The organism is Actinoallomurus vinaceus (assembly GCF_039542055.1).
In the GTDB taxonomy this organism is placed as follows: domain Bacteria; phylum Actinomycetota; class Actinomycetes; order Streptosporangiales; family Streptosporangiaceae; genus Actinoallomurus; species Actinoallomurus vinaceus.
In genome coordinates this window covers 216,755-243,229 of the sequence record NZ_BAABHK010000011.1, presented here as the reverse complement: position 1 = coordinate 243,229, position 26,475 = coordinate 216,755, and the positions used below count along the sequence as shown (strand labels likewise).

Here is a 26,475-nt window from a genome sequence, read left to right as displayed (position 1 = left end):
TCCCATGTCCATCCCCTGGCCGCTGTCCGCCGCGCAGCGCGGAGTCTGGTACGCCCAGCTGCTGAACCCGGACGCCCCCGTCCAGGTGGCGCAGTACGTCGAGATCGCCGGGCCGGTCGACCCGGACCTCTTCGCCGCCGCGGTGCGCGCCTGCGCCCACGAGGTCGAGGCGGTGCACGTCCGCCTCGTCGAGCCCCCTGGGCCGTCCGCGCCGGAGCCGGGTGCGCCTTCGGGTCGGCCGACGGGCCGACCGGAGCCGAGTGAGCCTCCGGGTGGGTCCACGGGCCGACCGGAGCCGGTTGGACCTTCCGGCCGGTCCACAGGCCGACCGGAGCCAGGTGGCCCTTCCGGCCGGTCCACAGGCCGACCGGAGCCAGGTGGCCCTTCCGGCCGGTCCACGGACCGGCCGGAGCCGCAGGGGCCGCCGGAGCAGGTTCTCGACGTCGCGCCGGTCGAGGTGCCCGTCGTCGACCTGAGCGGCGAGGCCGATCCCATGGCGGCCGCGCACGCGTGGATGCGCGCGGACTCCTCCACACCGGTCGCCCTGATGGGCGGGCGGCTGTTCGGCAACGCGCTCCTGCGCCTCGGCGACGACCGCCACCTGTGGTACCTGCGCTGCCACCACCTCGCCGTCGACGGCTACAGCGGCCCGCTGATCACGCGGCGGCTCGCCGAGGTGTACACCGCGATGGCCGAGGGACGGCCGTACGGCGCGGGGACCCTGGGCTCACTGGAGGTCCTGCTCACCGAAGACGAGGAGTACCGCGCGTCCCGCCGCTTCGAACGCGACCGCGCGTACTGGCTGGACCGCTGCGCGGATCTGCCCGAGGCCCCGTCGCTGTCCGTCCGCCCCGCCCACGGCACCCGGCCGTCCGCGACGTTCATCCGGGAGTCCGGCGGGCTGAGCCCGGCCGAGGCCGAAGCGATCGCGTCCGCGGCCCGGGTGCTCGACACCACTCTCACCGGGCTGACGATCGCGGCCGCCGCGGCGTACACCGCCCGGCTGTGCGGCGTCTCCGACGTCGTCCTCGGCTTGGCCGTGACCGCGAGGACCACCCCGGCGGCACGCCGTACCCCCGGAATGCTGTCGAACGTCCTGCCGCTCCGGCTGAGCGTCCGGCCCGCCGACTCGGTCCGCGACCTCACCAGGCAGGTGACCGAGCAGGTCGGGCGGCTGCTGCGGCACCAGCGGTACCGCCTGGAGGACCTGCGCCGTGACCTCGGCCTCCTCGGCGACGCCCGCCCGCTGTACGGGCCACTGATCAACATCATGGGGTTCGAACGCGACCTGGACTTCGCCGGCCACCGGGGCGTCCCCCACGTGCTGACCACCGGCCCGGTCGAGGACCTCGCCGTCAACGTGTACGAGGGCTCCGCCGGCGAGGGTACGCGCATCGACATCGACGCCCACCCGGAGCGGTACGCCCCCGCGGAGGTCGCCGCCCACCACGCCCGCTTCCTGAACTTCCTGCGCGCGCTCGCGACCGCTGGCCCGGACCGACCGATCGGCGTCCTCGACGTCGCCCTCCCGGAGGAGCGGGCGGCGGCCCTCGGCCACCCCAGGGTGCCGGAGACTCGCGACGCGACGCTTCCCGGCCTGTTCACGGCCCACGGCCACCCCCGGGCGCCGGAGACTCATGACGCGACGCTCCCCGGCCTGTTCACGGCCCCCGACCATCCCCGGCTGTCGGAGCCCCACCAAGCGACCGCCCCCGGCGTGTTCGCGGCCCTCGGCCACCCCCGGGCGCCGGAGGCCCACCAAGCGACCGTCCCGGGCCTGTTTGCGGCCGTCGGCCCTTCCCAGGTGCTGGAGACCCGACATGCGACCATTCCCGGCCTGTTCGCGGCCCGCGCCGCCTGCGACCCGGAAGCGGTCGCGGTCACCGACGCCGACGCGTCCCTGACGTACGGAGAGCTGAACGCCCGCGCGAACCGGCTGGCCCACCACCTCATCGCCCTCGGCGCCGGCCCCGAACGGCTCGTCGCCCTGGCCCTCCCCCGGTCCGCCGACCTCGTCGTGGCGGTCCTCGCCGTGCTCAAGTCCGGTGCCGCGTACGTCCCGATCGACCCGGACTACCCGGCGAACCGCGTCGCGGCCATGCTGGAGGACGCCGCGCCCGTGCTCGTGCTCACGACCTCGGCGGCGGACCTGCCTGCGGGCGTCGAACGGGTGATGCTCGACGACGAGGCGTTCGACGGGTACCCCGAGGACGACCCGGTCATGCCACTGCGGCCCGAGCATCCCGCGTACGTCATCTACACGTCCGGGTCGACCGGACGGCCGAAGGGTGTGGTAGTCCCCCATCAGAACGTCGTGCGGCTCCTCGCCGCCACCGACCCGTGGTTCGGGTTCGGGCCGTCGGACGTCTGGACGCTCTTCCACTCCTACGCCTTCGACTTCTCGGTGTGGGAACTGTGGGGCGCCCTGCTGTACGGGGGCCGCCTCGTCGTCGTCCCGTACGACGTCAGCCGCTCCCCCGAGGATTTCCTGCGCCTGCTCGACGACGAGCGCGTCACCGTCCTCAACCAGACGCCGTCGGCGTTCCACCAGCTCATGCGCGCCGACCGGGACAAGGCCCGGGATCTCATGCTGCGGTATGTGATCTTCGGCGGTGAGGCGCTGGACCCGTCCCGCCTCGCCGACTGGTACTCCCGGCACGCCGACGACGCGCCCGTCCTGGTCAACATGTACGGCATCACCGAGACCACGGTGCACGTCACCTACGCGCCGCTGGACGCCGCGAGCACCACCGCCGACCAGGGCGGCGGAATCGCCATCGGGCAAGGCAGCGGAATCGGTGTCGGCCAGGGCGGCGGGATCGCCGTCGGCCAGGACAGCGGGATCAGTGTCGGGCAAGGCAGCGGAATCGTCGCCGGGCAGGGCGGCGGGATCGGTGTCAGGCAGGGCGGCGGGATCGGCGTGGGCATCCCGGACCTGCGGCTGTACGTCCTGGACGCGGCGCTGCGGCCGGTGCCGCCCGGCGTGACGGGCGAGCTGTACGTCGCGGGGGCCGGTCTCGCGCGCGGCTACCTCGGCCGCCCCGATCTGACCGCCGAGCGGTTCGTCGCCGACCCGTACGGGCCCGGCCGCATGTACCGCACCGGGGACCTGGCCCGGCGGCACGCCGACGGCCGTCTGGAGTACGTCGGCCGCGCCGACCACCAGATCCAGCTGCGCGGCTTCCGCATCGAACTCGGCGAGATCGAGGCCGTGCTCGCCGGTCACGAGGGTGTCGACGAGGTCGCGGCGGTCGTCCGCGAGGACGGGCCGGACGACGACCGGCGCCGGCGGATCGTCGCGTACGTCACCGGTCCCGGCGCGGACCCCGCCGCGCTCCGCGACCTGGCGCGGCGGAACCTCCCGGCGCACATGGTCCCGGCCGCGGTCGTACGGATGGACGCCCTGCCGCTCACACCCAACGGCAAGCTGGACCGCCGGGCTCTACCCGCGCCGGAGATCACCTCGTCGTCGCGTGGCCCGCGTACGCCGGTGGAGGAGGTGCTGTGCGGGGTCTTCGCCGAGGTGCTGGGCACGTCGGCGGTCGGGATCGATGACGGGTTCTTCGACCTGGGCGGGGACTCGCTGCTGGCCACCCGCGCCGTCGCCCGCGTCCGGTCGGTGCTCGGCGTGGAACTGCCCGTCCGCGCCCTGTTCGAGACGCCGACCGTCGCCGGACTCGCCGCCGACCTGGACGCCGCCGGACCGGCCCGGCCCCCACTCGTCGCCGCCAGAGCGCGGCCGGAACCGGTCCCGCTGTCGTACGCGCAGCGACGGCTGTGGTTCCTGAACCGGCTGGACGGCCCCACGACGACCTACACCATGCCCGCCGCCCTCCGGCTGACCGGCGACCTGGACGTCGGCGCGCTGCGGGCGGCGCTGGCGGACCTCGTCGATCGGCACGAGGTGCTGCGCACCGTCTACCCGCAGGTCGACGGCGAACCGTGCCAGGTGGTCCTGGACGGCGTACGGCCCGAGCTGCCGATGACCGAGACCGGCGACCTGGACGCCGAGCTGGCCCGGGACGCCGCGCGCGGGTTCGACCTCGCGGACGAGATCCCGCTGCGCGCTCACCTGTACGCGACCGGCCCCGGCGAACACGTGCTGCTGGTGGTGCTCCATCACATCGCCGCCGACGGATGGTCGTCGGCGCCGCTGGCCCGGGACCTGATCGGCGCATACGCCGCGCGGGCCGAGGGGCGTGCGCCCTCGTGGGAGCCGCTGCCCGTGCAGTACGCCGACTACGCGCTCTGGCAGCAGGACGTGCTCGGGTCGGAGGACGACCCCGGCAGCCTCATCGCGCGCCAGGTCGCATACTGGCGCGAGCGGTTGGACGGGCTGCCGGACGAGGTCGACCTGCCCACGGATCGGCCCCGGCCCGCGCAGGCGTCGTATGAGGGTGCGCGGGTTCCGGTGCGGCTGGACCCCAAAGCGCTGGCCGCGCTCGCCCGCGAGACGGACGCGAGCGTGTTCATGGTGGTGCAGGCGGCGCTGGCGGCGCTGCTCACCAGGCTCGGGGCCGGGACCGACATCCCCATCGGCACACCGATCGCCGGACGCACCGACCAAGCCCTGGACGACCTCGTCGGCATGTTCGTCAACACGCTCGTGCTGCGCACCGACCTGTCCGGAAACCCCACCTTCCGGGAGCTGATCGGGCGGGTTCGGGACGCGGACCTGGCCGCGTACCAGCATCAGGACCTGCCCTTCGAACGCCTCGTAGAGATCCTCAACCCACCCCGCAGCATGGCCCGGCACCCGCTGTTCCAGGTCATGCTCGCCTTCCAGAACACCGACCGGGTCGAGCTCGACCTTCCGGGCCTGGCGGCGACCGTACGGCCGGTCGACGTGGGGATCGCCAAGTTCGACCTGCTGCTCGATCTGGACCCGAGTGGGGCGGGGGCGCTGGAGTACGCGACCGACCTGTTCGACCGCTCGACCGCCGAGGCGCTCGTCGCACGGCTCGACCGTCTGATCGCCGCGGTCGCAGCCGACCCCGACACGCGCATCGGTGCCGTCGACCTCCTCGACCCGGACGAACGCCGTCGGATCCTTCAGGAGTTCAACGGCACCGCCCGGCAGGTCCCGCCCGCCTCCCTGGCCGAGCTGTTCGAGCAGCAGGTCGCCCGGACGCCGGACGCGACGGCGGTCGTCTGCCACGACGAAGAGCTGACCTACGCCGAGCTGGACGCGCGGGCGGAGCGGGTGGCGGATGCGCTGGTCGCCCGGGGTATCGGCCCGGAGGACTTCGTGGCCGTCGCGCTGCCGCGCTCGGCGGAGCTGATCGTGGCGCTGTGGGGGGTGCTGAAGGCGGGCGCCGCGTACGTCCCCATCGACCTGAGCCACCCGGCGGAGCGCATCGCCCTCCTGCTCGACGACGCCGGACCCGCCTGCGTCATCGCGCACGAGGGCACCGTGCTGCCCCGCGCGCTGCCGCGGGTGCCGCCGGACGTCCCCGCGCCGGTCCCGGCCGAACCGCTCCAACAGACCCCGGACGCGATCTCCGCGGAGGAGACGGCCCACGCCGAGCCGGCGTTCCGGGGAGCGGCGACGGGCGCGCGGCGGGTGCGGCCGGACGGCGCCGCCTATCTGATCTACACCTCCGGGTCCACGGGACGGCCGAAGGGTGTCGTCGTCGCGCACCGGGGCGTCGTCGACCTGGTCGACTGGGCCGTGCGCGACTTCGGGCGGGAGCGGCTGTCCCGGGTGCTGGCCGCGACCTCGCTCAACTTCGACGTCTCGGTGTTCGACACGCTCGTGCCGCTGCTGGTCGGCGGCTCGATCGAGATCGTCCCCGACCTGCTCACCCTCCTCGACCGGCCGGTCGACGTCGACCTGATCTGCGCGGTGCCCTCGGCGCTGTCCGCGGTCCTCGCACAGGGGGCGCGGCCGAAGGCCGGCACGCTCGCGCTGGCCGGTGAGGCGCTTCCGCCGCGGCTGCTCCGCGAGGCGCGGGACGCCCTGCCGGAGGCCCGCATCGCCAACATCTACGGTCCCACCGAGGCGACGGTGTACGCCCTGGCCTGGGAGGACGACGGCTCGCCGGACGCGCGGGCCCCGATCGGCAGGCCGCTGACCAACACCGGCGCGTACGTCCTCGACGCCTGGCTGAATCCCGTCCCCGTCGGTGTTCCCGGCGAGCTGTACCTGACCGGCAGCGGCCTGGCGCGCGGCTACCACGACCGGCCCGGCCTCACCGCCGAGCGGTTCGTCGCGAACCCGTTCGGCCCCGGCCGCATGTACCGGACCGGCGACCTCGCCCGCTGGACCGCCGACGGTCAGGTGGAGTACCTCGGCCGTACCGACCATCAGCTGAAGATCCGCGGCTTCCGGGTGGAGCCTGGCGAGATCGAGGCCGTGCTCGCCGCGCACGAGGCGGTGGGCCAGGCCGTCGTGCTGCTGCGGGAGGACCGGCCCGGCGACCAGCGCCTGGTCGCGTACGTCACCGGGCCGGGAGATCGGTCGGGGCCGGGAGATCGGTCGGGGCCGGGAGATCGGTCGGGGCCGGGTGGTCGGGAAGAACAGGGTGGTCGGGAAGAGCAGGTTGGTCGGGAAGGAGGCGCCGACCCGGCCGAGCTGCGCGGGTTCGCCGCCGACCGGCTGCCCGGCCACATGGTGCCGTCCGCCGTCGTCGTCCTCGACGCCTTTCCGCTGGGCCCGAGCGGGAAGCTCGACCGGGCCGCGCTGCCCGCCCCGGAGGTGTCCGCCACGGGGACGTCCCGGGCGCCCCGGACCCCGGCGGAGGAGATCGTCTGCGGGATCTTCGCCGACGTCCTGGGGGCCGGGCGGGTCGACCCGGACGACGACTTCTTCGATCTGGGCGGCAACTCGCTGCTCGCCACCCGCGTCATCAGCCGGATCCGGTCGGCGTTCGGCGTGGAGCCGACGATCCGGGCGCTGTTCGAGGCACCCACACCCGCCGGTGTCGTACGGGCGCTCGAGGAGGCGGGCTCGGCCCGGCCGCCGTTGCGGCCCGTGGAGCACCCGCCGATCGTTCCGCTGTCGTACGCGCAGCAGCGGCTCTGGTTCCTCGACGGCCTCGACGACGAACCCTCCGGCACGTACAACATCCCGATCGCGCTGCGGCTCACCGGCAAGCTCGACGAGGCCGCCCTGCGGATCGCGCTGTGCGACCTCGCCGAACGGCACGAGCCGCTGCGGACCGTCTTCCCCGTCTCCGGGGGCACGCCGTACCAGCTGGTCGTCGACGGCATGGCCCCCGAGCTGCGAGTCGCCGACGTCGCCACGGCGACCGGCGCGGAACTCGACGAGCGCCTGACGGCGGACGCCGCGCGGGGCTTCGACCTGGCGGTCGAGACGCCGCTGCGCGCGTACCTGTACGCGCTCGGCGCGGACGAGCACCTGCTGCTCATCGTCGTCCACCACATCGCCTGTGACGGCTGGTCGCTCGCCCCGCTGGCCCGCGACCTGATCACCGCGTACGCGGCGCGGGCGGACGGCGACACCCCGCAGTGGGATCCGCTGCCGGTCCGGTACACCGACTACGCCCTCTGGCAGCGGGCCCTCCTCGACAAGGACGGCGACGACGGCCTCATCGGACGGCAGATCGCGTACTGGCGGGACGCCCTCGCGGGCCTTCCCGACCGGCTCGCCCTGCCCACCGACCGGCCGCGCCCCGCGCGCGCGTCGTACCGGGGCGCGACCGTCGCCGTCGACGTCGACGCCGCGCTGCACGCCCGGCTGGAGGCCCTCTCCCGCGAAAGCGGCGCGACGGTCTTCATGGTCGCGCAGGCGGCGCTCGCCGCACTGCTCACCCGCCTCGGGGCGGGCACCGACGTCCCGATCGGCTCGCCCATCGCGGGACGCACCGACGAGGCGCTGAACGACCTGGTCGGCATGTTCGTCAACACGCTGGTGCTGCGCACGGACACGAGCGGCGACCCGTCGTTCCGGGAACTCCTGGCCCGGGTACGCGAGACGGACCTGGCCGCCTACCAGCATCAGGACCTGCCCTTCGAGCGGCTCGTCGAGATCGTCGCCCCGGAACGCTCGATGGCCCGGCACCCGCTCTTCCAGACCATGCTCGCGTTCCAGAACACCGAGCGGGCGGCCGTCGACCTGCCCGGACTGCGGGCGGCCGTCGAACCGGTGCACGCGGGAGTGGCAAAGTTCGACCTGCACCTCATGCTCGAGGAGCACCGCGGCGCCGACGGCGGCCCGGCCGGGCTCGGCGGAACGCTGGAGTACGCCCTCGACCTGTTCGACGCCGGAACCGCCGAGCGGATCGCGGCCCGTTTCGTCCGCGTGCTGGAGACGGCCGTGGCCGACCCGGACGTCCGGATCAGCGCGATCGACCTGCTCGACGACGCCGAGCGGCGGCGGGTGCTGGAGGAGTGGAACGCCACGGCACGTCCGGTGCCGGACGTGACGCTGGCGGACCTGTTCGAGGCCCAGGTCGCCCGCACGCCCGATGCGGTCGCGTTGGTGTACGAGGGCGCGGAGCTGACGTACGCGGAGTTCGACGCCCGGGTCAACCGGCTGGCGCACTACCTGGTCGAATGCGGCATCGGGCCGGAGCGATTCGTCGCGCTCGCGGTGCCGCGCTCGGTCGAGCTACTGGTGGCGATGTACGCGGTCGTCAAAGCGGGCGCGGCCTACGTGCCCATCGACCCCGACCATCCCGACGACCGTGTCGCGTACGTCCTGACCGACACCCGACCGGTGCTGGTCCTGACCACGGCGGGCGTCGCGGACCGGCTGACCGGCGACGCGCCGGTGCTGATCCTCGACGACCCGGAGGTACGAGAGGAGCTGGCCGGATTCGCCGCCGATCCTCCCGTCCGTACGGTGACGCCCGCCGGCGCCGCCTACGTCATCTACACGTCGGGGTCGACGGGCCGGCCGAAGGGCGTCGTGGTCCCGCATGCCGGGATCGTCAACCGGCTGTTGTGGGCCCAGGGCGAGTACGGGCTGGGATCCGACGACCGGGTGGTGCAGAAGACGCCGGCGACGTTCGACGTGTCGGTGTGGGAGTTCTTCTGGCCCCTGCAGACCGGCTCGGCCCTGGTGATCGCCCGGCCGGACGGCCATCGGGACGCCGGTCATCTGGCCGAGCTGATCCAGGAACGCCGGGTGACGACGGCGCACTTCGTGCCATCGATGCTGGCGGCGTTCCTCACCGAACCCGAGGCCACCGACTGCGCGGGGCTGCGGCGGGTGCTGTGCAGCGGCGAGGCGCTCTCCCCCGAGCTCGCGGCGCGATTCCACCAGGTCCTGCCCGACGTGGAGCTGCACAACCTGTACGGGCCGACCGAGGCATCCGTCGACGTGACCTCATGGCGTCATCGCCCGGGATCCGGGAGCGTCCCGATCGGCCGGCCGGTATGGAACACGCGCGCGTACGTGCTGGATCCCGCGCTGCGGCCCGTGCCACCAGGCGTGCCCGGGGAGCTGTATCTCGCAGGCGTCCAGCTCGCTCGCGGCTACCACGACCGGCCCGGCCTGACCGCAGAACGGTTCGTCGCCGACCCCTACGCACCCGGCCGCATGTACCGCACCGGAGACCTCGCACGCTGGAACACCCACGGCGAACTCCAATACCTCGGCCGCCTCGACCACCAAGTCAAAATCCGCGGAATCCGCATCGAACTCGGCGAGATCGAAACCGTCCTGGCCGAGCAGGAGGGCGTGACCTCGGTCGTCGTCGTGGCGCGGGAGGACCGTCCGGGCGACCGGCGTCTCGTCGCCTACGTCACCGGCGACGCCGATCCGGCGGAGCTGCGGCGGGCCGCCGCGCGGGTACTGCCGGAGTCGATGGTCCCGGCGGCCGTGGTCGTGCTCGCCGAGCTGCCGTTGACCGGCAGCGGGAAGGTGGACCGCGCCGCCCTGCCCGCTCCGGTGTTCGCCTCCGTGGCCGGGTCGCGGGCGCCGGGGACGCCCGCCGAGCGGCAGCTCTGCGAGATCTTCGCCGAGGTGCTGGGCGTCGATGCGGCCGGGGCCGAGGACGGGTTCTTCGATCTCGGCGGGGACAGCATCCTCGCGATCCAGCTCGTGTCGCGGGCCAGGGCCGCCGGGCTTGTGATCAGCGCGCGGGAGGTGTTCGAGCATCGGACGCCGGCCGCTCTCGCCGCGGTCGCCCGGGCAGCCGCCGACGTGGCCGAGCGGCCGGAGCCGCCCGGCGCGGGCGTCGGTCCGGTGCCGCGCCCGCCGATCGTGTCGTGGCTGGCCGAACGCGGCGGCCGGTTCGACGGGTTCAGCCAGGCGATGCTGCTGACCGTGCCGCCGGGCCTGGGCCTAGAGCGGCTCGCCGCGGCGGTGCGGGCCCTCCTCGACCACCATGACGCGCTGCGGATGCGGGTGCGCCGGACGGAGGGCGTCTCGTGGCTGCTGGAGACGGCGCCGCCAGGCACGGTGGACGCGGCCGCGTGCGTCAGCCGCGACGAGGGGTACGACCGCGAGACGATCGCGGCACGCGCCGAGGCCGCCCGCCGGAGCCTCGACACGGAGGCGGGGGCGATGGTCCGGGTGGTGTGGTTCGACGCGGGCGACGCGCCGGGACGGCTGCTGCTGGTCCTGCACCACCTGGTCGTCGACGGGGTGTCGTGGCGGATCCTGCTGCCCGACCTCGTACTGGCGCTGGAGGGCGCGGCCCTCGACCCGGTGCCGACGTCGTACCGCCGATGGGCTCAGCGGCTGGTGGCGGCCGCAAACAATCCACAGGTTGTGGACGAACTCCCGCGCTGGGCCGAGATCCTCGACGTCGCCGACCCGCCGCTCGGCGTGGGCTCGCGGGACGTCACCGCGTACACCGGAGCGGACCTGCGGCGATTCACCGTGACCCTGCCGCGCGAACAGGCCGAACCCCTGCTGACCGCCGTCCCCGCCGCCTTCCACTGCGGCGTGAACGACGTCCTGCTCACCGGGCTCGCCCTCGCCGTCACGGCATGGCGCCGCGACCACGGGCGGGACGCGGGCGAGGGCGTGCTGATCGACCTGGAGGGCCACGGGCGCGATGATCTCGACGGCCTCGGTGACGGCGACGGCCTCGACCTGACGCGGACGGTCGGCTGGTTCACGAGCCTCCACCCCGTACGTCTCAACCCCGGCACGGACGACGCGGGACAGGCGCTCAAGCGGGTGAAGGAGCAGCTGCGGGCGGTCCCGTCCGATACCGGGTACGGACTGCTGCGCCACCTCAACCCGCGCACCCGCGAGCGGCTGGCCGCCCTGTCCACACCGCAGATCCTCTTCAACTACCTCGGCAGGGTCGACAGCGGCGACGGCGACTGGAGCCTGGCCCCGGAGTCCGACGTCCTCGGCACCGGCCACGACCCGGCCATGCCGGTCGCACACGGCCTGGAGATCGACGCCGTGACGCGGGACGGCGACCTACGGGCGACGTGGGTCTGGCCGGACGGATGGCTGCCCGAGGAGCAGGTGCGCGACCTCGCCGACCGGTGGTTCGCCGCGCTGCGGGAGCTGACCGCCGCGGACGGCGGCGGGCACACCCCCTCCGATCTGACCCTCGTCGAGCTCGACCAGGACGAGATCGACGCGCTCGAAGACCTTTGGGAGCAGGGTTGAACCGGTCACAGATCGAGGACGTCTGGCCACTGTCACCGCTGCAGCACGGCCTGCTGTTCCACGCACTCCTCGACGAGCGGGACGTGTACGCGGCACAGGTGGTGCTCGACGTGACGGGCGCGGTCGACGCCGACGCGCTCCGGAAGGCGGGCCAGGACCTGCTGCGCCGCCACCCGAACCTGCGCGCGGCGTTCCCGCACGACCGGCTCACAAAGCCGGTGCAGGTGATTCCGCGCGCGGTGGAGCTGCCGTTCCGGGAGGTGGAGGCGGCCGACGAGGACGAGGCCGACCGGATCGCCGACGCCGACCGCGTCGCGCCCTTCGACCTCACCCGCCCGCCGCTCATCCGGCTCACGCTCGTACGGCTCGGGTCCGACCGCGCCCGGATCGTCCTCACCAACCACCACATCCTGCTCGACGGCTGGTCCACGCCGATCCTGGTCACCGAGCTGCTGACCCGCTATGCCGGCGCCGAGCCCCCGGCCGCGACCCCGTACAAGGAGTACCTCGCCTGGCTGAAGCGGCAGGACCAGGCCGCCGCGACCCGCGCCTGGACGGCCGCCCTGGACGGAGTCGAGGAGCCCACACTGCTGGCACCCGAGGCCGCCGGGCTCCCTCCCGTGCTGCCGTCGGCCGTCTCGGAGGAACTGCCCGAGGACCTGACCGCCCGGCTCCGTGTGCGGGCCCGCCGGCACGGCGTCACCGTGAACACGCTCGTCCAGGCCGCCTGGGGGCTGCTGCTCGCGCGGCTGACCGGCCGGTCCGACGTGGTGTTCGGGCAGGTCGTCTCCGGCCGCCCGCCGGAGATCCCGGGCGTCGAGCAGATGATCGGGCTGTTCGTGAACACCGTGCCCGTACGGCTCCGGGTCCGGGACGACGAGACCCTCGGCCGGCTGCTCACCCGCCTCCAGGCCGAACAGGCCGCGCTGCTCGGCCACCAGTATCTCGGCCTCTCGCAGATCACCGGCCTGGTGGACGGGACGCCGTCCGGGACGCCGCTGTTCGACACGCTCACCGTGTTCGAGAACTATCCGTTCGACCCGTCGGCGATGGGCGAGTCCGTGGCGGGCCTCCGGCTGACCGGCGCGGCGCAGCGGGACGCCACCCACTATCCCCTGACCTTGTACGTCGTCCCCGGCGACCGGCTGACCCTCCGCCTCGACCACCGGCCCGACGTCGTCGACACGGACGCCGCCGCGACAGTCCTCACGCGGTTCTCACGGCTGCTGGGTACCATCGCCGACGCGCCCGACACGCCCGTCGGTGCCGTGGACCTGCTGCTGCCCGGCGAACGGCGATGGGTGCTGGAGGAGTGGAACGCCACGGCGCGCCCGGTTCCGTCGGTGACGCTGGCGGACCTGTTCGAGGCGCAGGTCGCCCGCACGCCCGATGCGGTCGCGTTGGTGTACGAGGGCGCGGGGCTGACGTACGCGGAGTTCGACGCGCGGGCCAACCGGCTGGCGCACTACCTGGGCGAATGCGGGATCGGACCGGAGAGCCGCGTCGCCCTGGCCCTGCCCCGCTCCTTCGACCTGCTGGTGGCGATGTACGCGGTCGTCAAAGCGGGCGCGGCCTACGTGCCGATCGACTCGGACCATCCGGTGGACCGCCTCGCCTATGTCCTCGCCGACACCGACCCAGTACTGGTCCTCACCACGGCGGGCGTCGCAGACCGGTTGCCCGGCGACGCGCCGGTGCTGATCCTCGACGACCCGGAGGTACGAGAGGAACTGGCCAGGTTCCCCGGCACCGCTCCGGCCCGGGCCGTCTCGCCGGGCAACGCCGCGTACGTGATCTACACCTCCGGGTCCACCGGCCGGCCCAAGGGAGTCGTCGTTCCGCACGCCGGGATCGTCAACCGGCTGCTGTGGATGCAGGACGAGTACGGGCTGGAGTCCGGTGATCGGGTGGTGCAGAAGACGCCGGCGACGTTCGACGTGTCGGTGTGGGAGTTCTTCTGGCCCCTGCAGACCGGCGCGACGCTGGTCATCGCCCGTCCCGACGGGCACCGCGATCCTCGCTACCTCGCCGCGCTGATCCGCGAGGAGAAGGTCACGACCGCGCACTTCGTGCCATCGATGCTGGCGGCGTTCCTCACCGAACCCGAGGCCACCGACTGTACGGGGCTGCGGCGGGTGCTGTGCAGCGGCGAGGCGCTCTCCCCCGAGCTCGCGGCGCGATTCCACCAGGTCCTGCCCGACGCGGAACTGCACAACCTGTACGGGCCGACCGAGGCATCGGTGGACGTCACCGCCTGGCAGTGCACTCCGGAAGCGGCGAGTGTGCCGATCGGGCGGCCGATCTGGAATACGCGCGCGTACGTGCTGGACTCGGCGCTGCGGCCCGTGCCGCCGGGTGTCCCCGGGGAGCTGTATCTCGCAGGCGTCCAGCTCGCTCGCGGCTACCACGACCGGCCCGGCCTGACCGCAGAACGGTTCGTCGCCGACCCCTACGCACCCGGCCGCATGTACCGCACCGGAGACCTCGCACGCTGGAACACCCACGGCGAACTCCAATACCTCGGCCGCCTCGACCACCAAGTCAAAATCCGCGGAATCCGCATCGAACTCGGCGAGATCGAAACCGTGCTCGCCGGTCATGAGGACGTCGACCACCGCGCGGTGGTCGCCCGGCCGTACGGGGCGGACGGGGCGCGGCTCGTGGGGTACGTCGTCGCCCAGGTCGACGATCACGCCCGGTTGGCGGTGCATCTGCGCGCGCTCGCCGCGCGCCACCTTCCGGACGCCATGGTCCCGGCGGCCATCGTCGTCCTCGCCGAACTGCCGTTGACCACCAGCGGAAAGCTGGACCGCCGGGCCCTGCCGGAGCCGGAGTTCGCCGCCTCTTCGTCGCGGGCGCCCCGCACGCCGACCGAGGAGATCCTGTGCGGGTTGTTCGTGGAGCTCCTCGGTGTCGACGGAGTCGGCCCGGATGACGGCTTCTTCGCCCTTGGCGGCGACTCGCTCCTGGCGATCCGCATGGTCAGCCGGATCCGGGCCGTGCTCGACGTCGAGCTCGGCGTCCGCACCCTCTTCGACGCCCCGACCGTCGCCGCGCTGGCCGAACGCGTCGACGAGACCCGTCACCAGGCTCGGCCGGCGCTCGTGCCCGTGCCACGGCCTGAGCAGGTCCCGCTGTCGTACGCGCAGCGGCGGCTGTGGTTCCTCGATCAGTTCGAGGGGCGCAGCGCCACGTACACTATGCCGCTGGCGCTGCGGCTGACCGGCGGCCTGAACGTCGACGTGCTACGGGCGGCGCTGGCCGACGTCGTCGATCGACACGAGGTGCTGCGCACCGTCTACCCGCAGGTCGACGGCGAGCCGTGGCAGGTCGTCCTGGACGATCCGCGCCTCGAACTGCGGATCGCCGAGACCGATGACGTGGTGGCGGCCCTGGCCGAGGACGCGGCGTACGGGTTCGACCTGGCGAGCGAGATCCCCGTTCGCGCTCACCTGTACGCGACCGGCCCCGGCGAGCACGTGCTGCTGGTGGTGCTGCATCACATCGCCGCCGACGGCTGGTCCTTCGTCCCGCTCGCCCGCGACCTGATCAGCGCGTACGCCGCGCGGGCCGAGGGACACGTGTCCGCCTGGGAGCCGCTGCCGGTGCAGTACGCCGACTATGCCCTCTGGCAGCGGGACATGCTCGGGTCCGAGGACGACCCCGGCAGCCTCATCGCGCGCCAGGTCGCGTACTGGCGCGCGACGTTGGACGGGCTGCCCGAGCAGCTCGACCTGCCCACCGACCGGGCCCGGCCCGCCCAGGCGTCGTACGAAGGTGGCCGGGTTCCGGTCGAGGTCGACGCTGAGCTCCGCGCCGGGCTGGCCGCGCTCGCCCGGCGCGACCGGTGCAGCCTGTTCATGGTGGTGCAGGCGGCGCTGGCCGCGCTGCTCACCAGGCTCGGGGCCGGGACCGACATCCCCATCGGCACACCGATCGCCGGACGGACCGACCAGGCCCTGGACGACCTGGTCGGCATGTTCGTCAACACGCTCGTGCTGCGCACCGACCTGTCCGGGGACCCCACCTTCCGGGAGCTGATCGGGCGGGTCCGCGAGGGGGACCTGGCCGCCTACCAGCACCAGGACCTGCCCTTCGAACGCCTCGTAGAGATCCTCAACCCACCCCGCAGCATGGCCCGGCACCCGCTGTTCCAGGTCATGCTCGCCTTCCAGAACAACCCCCGCGCCCAGCTCACCCTCCCCGGCCTCGCCGCCGAACCCCTTCACCTCCATGCCGGCACCGCCAAGTTCGACCTGCACTTCGTACTGGAGGACGACGGGGATGAGCTGAGCGGGGTGCTGGAGTACGCGACCGATCTGTTCGACCGGGAGACGGCCGAGACGCTCGTGGCGCGGTTCGTCCGGCTGCTCCGTGCGGCCGTCGCGAACCCGGACGTCCGGGTGGGCGACATCGACGTCCTGGACACGCGTGAGCGGCAGCGGGTCCTGGAGGAGTGGAACGCCACGGACTGTCCGGTCCCCGACGCGACGCCGGTGGAGTTGTTCGAGGCGCAGGCCGCGCGGACGCCGGACGCGCCGGCGCTCGTCGCCGGGACGCTCGACGATCCCGCCACCCCCGTGACGTTCACCTTTGCGCGGCTGAACGACGAAGCGGACCGGCTGGCCCGGCACCTGATCGAGGAGCACGGGGCCGGTCCGGAACGGCTCATCGCCCTCGCCCTGCCGCGTACCGCCGAACTCGTCATCGCGATGCTCGCCGTGCACAAGACGGGCGCCGCCTACCTGCCGGTCGACACGCGCTTTCCCGCCGACCGCATCGCCATGATGATCGAGGACGCGCGTCCGATCGCGGCCGTGACCGGCGAGACGACCGCGCACGTGCTGCCTCCCGACCTGCCCCGAGTGCGGCTCCCGCTGCGGCTCGACGACTCGACCGGCGCTCTCGCCCGACCGCGCTCGCGCCCGGAACACCCCGCGTACGTCATCTACACCTCGGGGTCGACCGGGCGGCCGAAGGGTGTCGTCGTTCCGCACGGGACCGTCACCAACCTCCTCGGCTCGATGGCCGAATGGGTGCCTCTCACGTCCGAGGACACGTTCGTGGCGGTGACCACGGTCGGCTTCGACATCTCCGTCGTCGAGATCTACCTGCCGCTGCTGTCCGGGGCGCGGATCCGGCTGGCGCGGGAGGAGGAGGTCGCCGATCCGGTCCGGCTCGACCGGCTCATCGCCGACGCGACGATCATGCAGGCCACGCCGACGCTGTGGCAGGAGCTCGTCGACCTGCCGGGCATCGAAGGACTCCGTGTGCTGGTGGGCGGGGAGGCGCTGCCCGCCGGGCTCGCCCAGGCCCTGCTGAACCGCGGATGCCCGGTCCTCAACCTGTACGGACCGACCGAGACGACGATCTGGTCCACCGGTGCGCCGATCGACGCGGCGACGGCGGCCCGGCCGCCGATCGGACGTCCCATCGGCAACACCCGGGTCTACGTCCTGGACGCCGCGCTGCGGCCGGTGCCGCCGGGCGTCCCCGGCGAGCTGTACATCGCGGGAGCGGGTCTGGCGCGCGGTTACCTCGGCCGCCCGGACCTGACCGTCGAGCGGTTCGTCGCCGACCCGTACGGACCCGGCCGCATGTACCGCACCGGCGACCTCGCCCGGCACCTTCCCGACGGGCGGATCGAGTACCTCGGCCGGGTGGACCACCAGGTGAAGGTCCGGGGGTTCCGGATCGAGCTGGGCGAGATCGAGGCCGTGCTCACCGCGCACGACGCGGTCTCCCAGGCCGTCGCCGTCGTGCGGGAGGACCGGCCCGGCGACCGGCGCGTCACCGCGTACGTCGTCGGGCCGGGAGGTCGGCCGGGAGGTCGGCCGGGGTCGGTTGGTTGGGAAAGACGCGGGTTGGTTGGTCGGGAAGGAGACGTGGACGCCGGGGAACTGCGGAAGTTCGCGGGCCAGAGCCTGCCCGCTTCCATGGTGCCGTCGGCGGTCGTGACACTGGACGCGCTGCCGCTCACACCGAACGGGAAGGTGGATCGGCGTGCTCTGCCGGCGCCTGAGGTGGGGGCGTCGTCGCGGGGTCCGCGTACGCCGGTGGAGGAGGTGTTGTGCGGGGTCTTCGCCGAGGTGCTGGGGACGGCGTCGGTGGGGGTCGATGACGGGTTCTTCGACCTGGGCGGGGACTCGCTGCTGGCGACGCGGGTGGTAGCGCGTGTGCGGTCGGTGCTCGGCGTCGAGCTGCCCGTCCGTGCGCTGTTCGAGACCCCCACCGTCGCCGGGCTCGCGGAGGCCGTGCAGGGAGCGGACACCGCTCGCCCGCCGCTGATGCCCCGGCCTCGTGCGCTCACGGCGCCGCGGCTCTCGCACGCGCAGCGACGCCTGTGGTACCTCGCCCGGCTGGAGGGCCGCACCGCCACGTACGCCATGCCGCTGGCGCTGCGCCTGACCGGCGACCTGGACGTCAATGCGCTGCGGGCGGCCCTGGCCGACCTCGTCGACCGGCACGAGACGCTCCGGACGATCTTCCCGGAGTCGGACGGCAGGCCGTACCAGGTGATCCTCGAGGACCAGCGCCCGGAGTTGCGGGTCGAGGAGCCCGAGGACCTGGCGGCGGCCCTGGCCCGGGACGCGGCATGCGGGTTCGACCTGGCGAGCGAGATCCCGGTCCGCGCCCACCTGTACGCGACCGGGCCCGGCGAGCACGTGCTGCTGGTCGTGCTGCACCACATCGCGGCCGACGGGTGGTCCTTCGCGCCACTGGCCCGCGATCTGATCGGCGCCTACGCGTCACGCGCCGAAGGACGTGCACCCTCCTGGGAGCCGTTGCCGGCCCAGTACGCCGACTACACGCTCTGGCAGAACGAACTGCTCGGCTCCGAGGACGACCCCTCCAGCCTGATCTCCCGGCAGATCGCCTACTGGCACGCGACGTTGGACGGACTGCCCGACCAGCTCGACCTGCCCACCGACCACCCCCGCCCCGCCCAGGCGTCCTTCGCGGGCGGGCAGGTCCCCGTACGGCTCGACGCGGACGGCGTCACGGCCCTGGCGCGGCAGCTGAACGCCAGCGTGTTCATGGTGGTGCAGGCGGCGCTGGCGGCACTGCTGACCAGGCTGGGCGCGGGCACCGACGTCCCCATCGGCACGCCGATCGCGGGGCGGACCGATCAGGCGCTGGACGACCTGGTCGGGATGTTCGTCAACACGCTCGTCCTGCGCACGGACCTTTCCGGCGACCCCACGTTCCGCGAACTGGTCGCGCGGGTGCGGGACACCGGCCTGGCCGCGTACCAGCATCAGGACCTGCCCTTCGAACGCCTCGTGGAGATCCTGAACCCGCCCCGCAGCATGGCCCGCCACCCGCTGTTCCAGGTCATGCTCGCCTTCCAGAACAACCCGCGCGCCCAGCTCACCCTCCCCGGCCTCACCGCCGAACCCCTTCACCTCCACGCCGGCACCGCCAAGTTCGACCTGACGCTGAGCCTGGAGGAGAACCTCGAGGGCGTCCTGGAGTACGCGACGGACCTGTTCGACCGCTCGACCGCCGAGGCGATCGTCGCGCGGCTGGGTCGGCTGATCGCCGCCGTCACCACCGACCCCGAGATCCGCGTCGGCGCGGTCGATCTCCTCACGGCGGACGAACGGCGGACCCTCCAGGACTTCAACGACACCGCCCGGCTTGTGCCGTCCGCCACAATCGCTGAGCTGTTCGGGCAGCAGGTCGCCCGGACCCCGGACGCGTCGGCGGTCGTCTTCGAAGGCGAAGAGCTCACGTACGCCGAGCTGGCGGCGCGCGCCGGGGAACTCGCCGACACGCTCGCCGGAACGGGCGCCGGGCCGGAGCGGATCGTGGCCATCGCCCTGCCCCGCTCCGTCGACCTCGTCGTGGCGATGCTGGCGGTGTCCCTGACCGGCGCGGCGTATCTGCCGATCGACATCGCGTACCCGCAGGACCGCGTCGCGTACGCCCTCGACGACGCGAAGCCCGTGTGCGTCGTCACCCGGGCCGGCGTCGAACTCCCAGGCGACCTACCGCGCCTGGACCTTCCGCGGACCGGGCTCCTCACTCCGAGTTCGGCTGCCGCAGGCGGCCCGGGAGTCACAGCCGACCGGGGGGTTGGAGGCGACGCGGCTGTCGAGGGCGGCCCGAAAGTCGCAAGCGGCGCGGAGGTCGGAGGCGACTCGGCCGTCGCAGTCCGCCCGGAGGTCACAGGCGGCCCGGAGGGCGGAGGCGGTTTGGAAGTCGGGGGTCGTTCTCGGGGCGGGCGGCGTGTGGCTGCTGAGGGTCGGGCTGGGGTGGACGGTGCGGCGTACGTGATCTATACGTCCGGGTCGACGGGACGGCCCAAGGGGGTCGTCGTGACGCATCGGGGGGTGGCGAGTCTGGCGGCGACGCAGCGAGCGCGGCTGGGGATCGGGCCGGGGAGCCGGGTGCTGCAGTTCGCGTCGCCGGGGTTCGATGCGGCGTTCTGGGAGCTCGTCGCGCTCCTGTCGGGGGCGACGCTCGTGCTCGCGCCCGAGGACCGTCTCGTCCCGGGTGCGCCGATGGCCGAGCTGGTCGCCGAGCAGAGGGTCACGCACGTGACGCTGCCGCCGGCGGCGCTGCCCACGCTCGACGGGCTGCCGCCGGGGCTGACGCTCGTCGTGGCCGGTGAGGCGTGCCCGCCCGAGCTGGTGGAGCGCTGGTCGCGGGACCATCGCATGATCAACGCGTACGGGCCGACGGAGACGACCGTGGCGACGACCGTGAGCGCGCCGCTGTCCGGCCGGGTCACGCCACCGATGGGCACGCCGGTGGCGAACACCCGCGTGTACGTGCTGGACGAGCGCCTGCGGCCGGTGCCGCCCGGCGTGCCCGGCGAACTGTACGCGGCAGGTCTCAGCCTGGCCCGCGGCTACCTGGGCCGTCCGGGCCTCACCGCGGAGCGGTTCGTCGCCGACCCGTACGGCGCGCCGGGCGAGCGGATGTACCGCACCGGGGATCTCGTCCGGCTGCGTGCCGACGGGCGGCTCGAGTACCTCGGCCGTACGGACCACCAGGTCAAGATCCGTGGATTCCGGGTGGAGCCCGGGGAGATCGAGGCGGTGCTGGCCGGGCACGAGGGCGTGTCGCAGGCTGCCGTGGTCGTACGGGACGACGCGGGCGGCAGGCGTCTCGTCGCGTACGTCGTGGGCGACGCCGACCCGGCCGGGCTGCGGGGGTTCGTCCGGGACCGGCTGCCGGAGTACATGGTCCCGGCGGCGGTCGTGCCGTTGCCCCAGCTGCCGCTGACCGCGAACGGCAAACTCGACCGCGCGGCGCTGCCCGCCCCGGAGTACCGGGTCTCGGGCCGGGCACCGCGCACGCCGGAGGAGGAGGTGCTGTGCCGGCTGTTCGCGGAGGTTCTCGGCTTGGACGGTCCGGCCGGTGCCGACGACGGCTTCTTCGACCTGGGCGGGGACAGCATCGTCGCGATCCAGCTCGTCGCGCGGGCCCGGAGGGAGGGTCTCGCGTTCACGGCGCGGGAGGTGTTCCGGCATCGGACGCCGGGCGCGCTGGCGGCGGTCGCACGGCCCGCCGCGGAGGGGGGCGCTGAGCCGGAGCCGGAAGGGGCGGGCGTCGGGCCGGTGCCGCTCACGCCGATCATGAGCTGGTTCGCGGAGCTGGGCGGGTCGCTGCACCAGTCGGCGCTGCTCACCGTGCCGGCCGACCTCGGCCTGGACCGGCTGACGCAGGCGGTCGCGACGCTCCTGGACCACCATGACGCGCTGCGCCTGCGGTTCGACGGGCGGCACGCCGAGGTCACACCGCCGGGTTCGGTGCGTCCGCACGTCACCCGCGTCGAGGGCCTCGGGGAGATCGCCGAACACGCGGAGGCGGCCCAGCGGTCCCTGGACCCGTCGACCGGCGCGATGGTGCGGGTGGTGTGGTTCGACGCGGGCGACACGCCGGGCCGGTTGCTGCTGACGCTGCATCACCTCGTCGTCGACGGCGTGTCGTGGCGGATCCTGCTGCCCGATCTCGTGCTCGCGCTGGAGGGTCATCCGCTCGACCCGGTGCCGACGTCGTTCCGGCGATGGGCCGGGCTGCTCGTCGCCGCGGCGAACAATCCACAGCGTGTGGACGAACTCGCGCTCTGGGCCGCGCTCGAGGACGACCCGCCCCTGGCCGCCCGCGCCCTGGACCCGGCGAAGGACACCGCCGAGACCGTGCGCCACCTGCGGTCGGCCCTCCCGCCGGAGGTCACCGAGCCGCTGCTGACGACCGTCCCGGCGGCCTTCCACGGCACGGTGAACGACGTGCTGCTCACCGCCCTCGCCCTGGCGGTACGGCGCTGGCGGGGCCGCGACACCGTGCTCGTCGACCTGGAGGGCCACGGCCGCGCCGACCTGGACGTGGACCTGTCCCGTACGGTCGGGTGGTTCACCAGCCTGTATCCCGTGCGGCTGACCCCGGGCACCACCGAGCCGGGCCGCGCCCTCAAGCGGATCAAGGAGCAGCTGCGGGCCGTCCCCGGCGACGGTCTCGGGTACGGGCTGCTGCGCCACCTGAACCCGACGACGCGCGGCAGGCTCACGGCCACGCCGCAGCTCGGATTCAACTACCAGGGCCGGGTGGCCCCGGGACAGGGCGAGTGGTCGACCGCGCCCGAGTCCGACCTCCTCGGTATTGGCCACGGCGCGGGCACGCCGCTGCCGCACGGCATCGACGTCAACGCGGTGACCCATGACCTGCCGGACGGCCCGCACCTGAAGGTCACCTGGTCGTACGCGTCCGGCCTGTACGACGAGGACGACGTGCGGGAACTCGCCGAGGCCTGGTCGGCGGCGCTGCGGGAGCTGGCCGTCACCGAGGACGGCGGGCACACGCCGTCCGACATCTCCCTCGTCGACGTCGGCCAGGACGAGATCGACGAGTTCGAAGCAGAGCTGGAGGACCTGTGACGGCCCACGGCGGGCGGCTGGAGGACATCCTGCCGTTGTCCCCCCTCCAGCAGGGGCTGTACTTCCACGCCGCGCTGGACGACCGGGACCTGTACGCGACGCAGCTGGTCCTCGACCTGGTCGGCCCGCTCGACGTCGCGGCGCTGAAGCGGGCCGCGTCGGCCCTGCTCGCACGGCACGCGAACCTGCGGTGCGGCTTCCGGCAGCGCAAGAACGGCGAACCGGTGCAGCTCGTACACCGCGAGGTCGCCCTGCCGTGGGAGGAGACGCCCGACGACCCCGACGCCGTCGCCGAGCGCGAGCGGATCCGCCCGTTCGACCTGGCCCGGCCGCCGCTGCTGCGCTTCACGCTCGTCCCGGAGGCCCCGGACCGGCACCGGCTCATCGTCACCGGTCACCACATCCTCCTGGACGGCTGGTCGATGCCGGTCCTGGCCGAGGAGTTCTTCGCGCTGTACCTCGGCGGTGGGCTCCCGCCCGTCACGCCGTACAAGCGGTACCTCGAATGGCTGGCCGGCCGGGACCGTACGGCCGCCCGGGAGGCGTGGGCCAAGGCCCTCGACGGAGTGGAGGAACCCACGCTGGTCGCCCCGGCGACCGTGACCGGCCCGCCGCTGCCGCCGGAACGGGTCACCGCGGAGATCGCCCTGGACCTGGCCCCCGTCCGGCGGCACGGCCTGACGGCGAACACACTCGTCCAGGGCGCGTGGGGCCTGCTGCTGTCCCGGCTGACCGGCCGCGACGACGTGGTGTTCGGGACGGCCGTGTCCGGGCGTCCGCCGGAGATCCCCGGCGTGGAGCGAATGGTCGGGTTGTTCATCAACACCGTCCCGGTGCGGGTACGGATCGACGAGGGCGAATCCGTCGCGGCCCTACTGACCCGTCTGCAGGACGAGCAGGCTGAGCTGTTCCCGCACCAGCACCTCGGGCTGACCGAGATCAGCCGGACGCCGCTGTTCGACACGATGACGGCGTTCGAGAATTATCCCCAGCCTGGGGATATCGCGCTCGGTGACGTCCGGGTGGGTCGCGTCGACCTGTTCGACGCGACGCACTATCCCCTCGCCCTGGTCGCCGCGCCCCTCGGCTCCGACCGGCTGTGGCTCCGTCTCGACCACCGGCCGGACGCGTACGACCGCGCGGAGGCGGAACTGCTCCTGGCCCGCGTCGAGCGACTGCTGCACGCGATGGCCGCGCGGCCGGACGCCCCGGTCGCGGACCTGGACGTCCTGCTGCCCGGCGAACGCGAGCGGATCCTGGGCGACTGGGCGTCCGGCCCGCCCGCCGTACCGCTCCGTACGCTGCCGGAACTGGTCGGTGACTGGGTCGAGCGCACCCCCGACGCCCTGGCCGTGACCTTCGCTGACCACGCGCTGACCTATGCGGAGCTGTGGGCGCGGGCCGGTGAACTCGCGGCCGAACTGACCCGGCTCGGTGTGGGCCCGGAGACGATCGTGGCGATCGCCCTGCCCCGATCGGCGGAGTTCGTCGTCTCGGCTTTGGCGGTAAGCCGGGCGGGCGGCGTGTACCTGCCGATCGATCCCGGCTATCCGCCCGACCGCATCGCGTACATGCTCGACGACGCCCGCCCCGCCTGCGTGATCGCCCAGGACGGCGCGCCGCTCCCGTACGACGGCCCACGCCTCCCTCCGCCCTCGTTGACCGCGGGAGGATCACCGTTCCCAACGGCCGCCGAAGGGCGGGTCTCCCCTACTCAACAGGGGCGGGCGGACCTCCCGGCTGGGGACGGGCAGGTCTCCCGCGCTCGACGGGTGCGGGCGGAGAACGCGGCGTACGTCATCTACACCTCGGGCTCGACCGGGCGGCCGAAGGGTGTCGTCGTCTCGCACGCGGGGCTGGCGAGCCTCGCCGCGGCCGAGGTCGAGGGGTTCGGCATCGCCCCGGGCGACCGGACGCTGCACTTCGCCTCGCCGAGCTTCGACGCGTCGGTGTTCGAGCTGCTCATGGGGCTCACGTCGGGTGGAACGGTGACGATCGTGCCCCCGGACGTGTACGGCGGCGAGGCACTCACGGAGACGCTACGGCAGGTCGCGCACGGCTTCGTCCCGCCGGCCGTGCTCGCCGGTGTCGACCCCGAGGGCCTGGCGAACCTGCGCACCCTCGTCGTCGGCGGCGAGGCATGCCCGCCCGGTCTCGCCGAACGCTGGGCGCCCGGCCGCCGGATGATCAACGCGTACGGGCCGACGGAGACGACCGTCGCGGCGACGATGAGCGCGCCGCTGACCCGCGACGCGTCGACGATCGGCCGGGCGATCACGGGTGCGCGGGTGTACGTGCTGGACGGCCGGTTGCGGCCGGTGCCCCCCGGTGTGCCCGGTGAGCTGTACGTCGCCGGGATCGGCCTGGCCCGCGGCTACCTGAACCGCCCCGCCCTGACCGCCGAGCGGTTCGTGGCCGACCCCTTCGCGCCCGGCCGCATGTACCGGACCGGGGACCTCGTCCGCCGGCGGGCCGACGGCGGCCTGGAGTACCTCGGACGCACCGACGCGCAGGTCAAGGTCCGCGGCTTCCGGATCGAGCTCGACGAGATCGAGGCGGTGCTCACCGAGCAGGCGGGCGTCGCCCAGGCCGCCGTCGTCGTCCGCGAGGACCGGCCGGACGACCGCCGCCTCGTCGCGTACGTCACCGGAGACGCCGACCCGGCGGAGCTGCGGCGGGCGGTGGCGCGGACCCTGCCCGGCCACATGGTCCCCTCCGCCGTCGTCGTCCTGGACGCCCTCCCGCTGGGCCCGAGCGGCAAGCTCGACCGCGCGGCGCTGCCCGCCCCGGAGCTCTGCCAGGCCTCCCGGCCGCCGCTCGGGCCGCTGGAAGAGATCCTGTGCGGCCTGTTCGCGGAGGTCCTGGGCCTGGACCGGGTCGGGGTCGACGACGGGTTCTTCGAACTCGGCGGCGACTCCCTCCTCGCCACACGCCTGGCCGGCCGGATCCACACCGAACTCGGCGTCGAGACGCCGGTCCGCACGCTGTTCGAGGCGCCGACGGTCGCGACGCTGTCCCGCCGGCTCGGCACGGCACACCCCGCCGGCGCCGACGATGCGACGGACTCCGGCGTGACCGGATCCGGGGGCATGGCGCCACTGGAGGTGCTCCTGCCGCTCCGCACGCGAGGAGACCGGCCGCCGCTGTTCTGTGTGCATCCCGCGATCGGGGTGGCCTGGTCGTACGCGGGCCTGATCCGGCAGCTTCCGGACCGCCCGGTGTACGGCCTGCAGGCGCGCGGCATCGCCCGCGACGAGGAGCTGCCCCGGTCGATCGAGGAGACGGCCGCCGACTACGTCGCGGTGCTCCGCGCCGTCCAGCCCGCCGGGCCGTACCACCTGCTGGGCTGGTCACTCGGCGGCCTGATCGCGCATGCCATGGCCGTACGGCTGCGGGCCGAGGGCGAGCGGGTGGCGCTGCTCGCGCTCATGGACGCCTACCCGCTCGACGGGGATCCGGACGCCGACGTACCCCTTCCCGACCTGCTGCGCGACCTGGGATTCGACGTGGCCGACGACGTCACGACCGGGGACGTCGCCGCCCTCCTGGAGGGCGGCACGCTCGGCGGGATCGACGGCCGTCACCTGGAGGGGATGTACCGCGCCTACCTGAACGCCCTGCGCAACGGGCGCCGGTTCGTTCCCGGGCGATTCGACGGGAACCTCTTGCTGTTCACCGCAGCCCGCAACGACGAGCGACCGTCTCCCGACGTCTGGCGGCCGTACGCCGCACGCGTCGAGGAGCACGTCGTCGACTGCGCGCACACCGAGATGGCCGATCCCGGTCCGCTGGCCCGGATCGCCGCGAGATTGAAGGAGACTCTGGAACCATGACCAACCCGTTCGAGGATCCCGACGGCCGCTACCTCGTGCTCGTCAACGACGAGGGGCAGCACTCGCTGTGGCCGGTGTTCATCGACATCCCCGCCGCGTGGACGATCGCCCACGGCGAGGACACCCGGCAGGCCTGCCTCGACTACGTGAACGAGCACTGGACCGACATGCGGCCGAAGAGCCTCATCGCGGCCATGGAACAGGAAGGCTGAGG

Annotated in this window: 4 protein-coding genes; all 4 read left to right on the top strand. The window is 73.6% G+C overall.

What is annotated here, in order from left to right; all coding sequences use genetic code 11:
• The first annotated feature begins 4 nt into the window (after nt 1–4).
• From ABEA24_RS33895 to ABEA24_RS33880, 4 genes are read left to right on the top strand one after another with little or no spacing between them, the layout of a single operon-like run.
• The gene (locus tag ABEA24_RS33895; RefSeq protein ID WP_345435955.1) at nt 5–11,542 is read left to right on the top strand and encodes an amino acid adenylation domain-containing protein; all 11,538 of its coding nucleotides are present in this window, start codon (nt 5–7) and stop codon (nt 11,540–11,542) included.
• The gene (locus ABEA24_RS33890) at nt 11,539–22,428 is read left to right on the top strand and encodes an amino acid adenylation domain-containing protein (RefSeq protein WP_345435953.1); all 10,890 of its coding nucleotides are present in this window, start codon (nt 11,539–11,541) and stop codon (nt 22,426–22,428) included. The genes ABEA24_RS33895 and ABEA24_RS33890 overlap by 4 nt, the downstream gene beginning before the upstream one ends.
• Complete coding sequence (locus tag ABEA24_RS33885; RefSeq protein ID WP_345435951.1) at nt 22,425–26,261, top strand: amino acid adenylation domain-containing protein; 3,837 nt, start codon at nt 22,425–22,427, stop codon at nt 26,259–26,261. Before ABEA24_RS33890 ends, ABEA24_RS33885 begins: the two co-directional genes overlap by 4 nt.
• The gene (locus tag ABEA24_RS33880; RefSeq protein WP_345435949.1) at nt 26,258–26,473 is read left to right on the top strand and encodes an MbtH family protein; all 216 of its coding nucleotides are present in this window, start codon (nt 26,258–26,260) and stop codon (nt 26,471–26,473) included. Before ABEA24_RS33885 ends, ABEA24_RS33880 begins: the two co-directional genes overlap by 4 nt.
• Nucleotides 26,474–26,475: the final 2 nt, after the last annotated feature.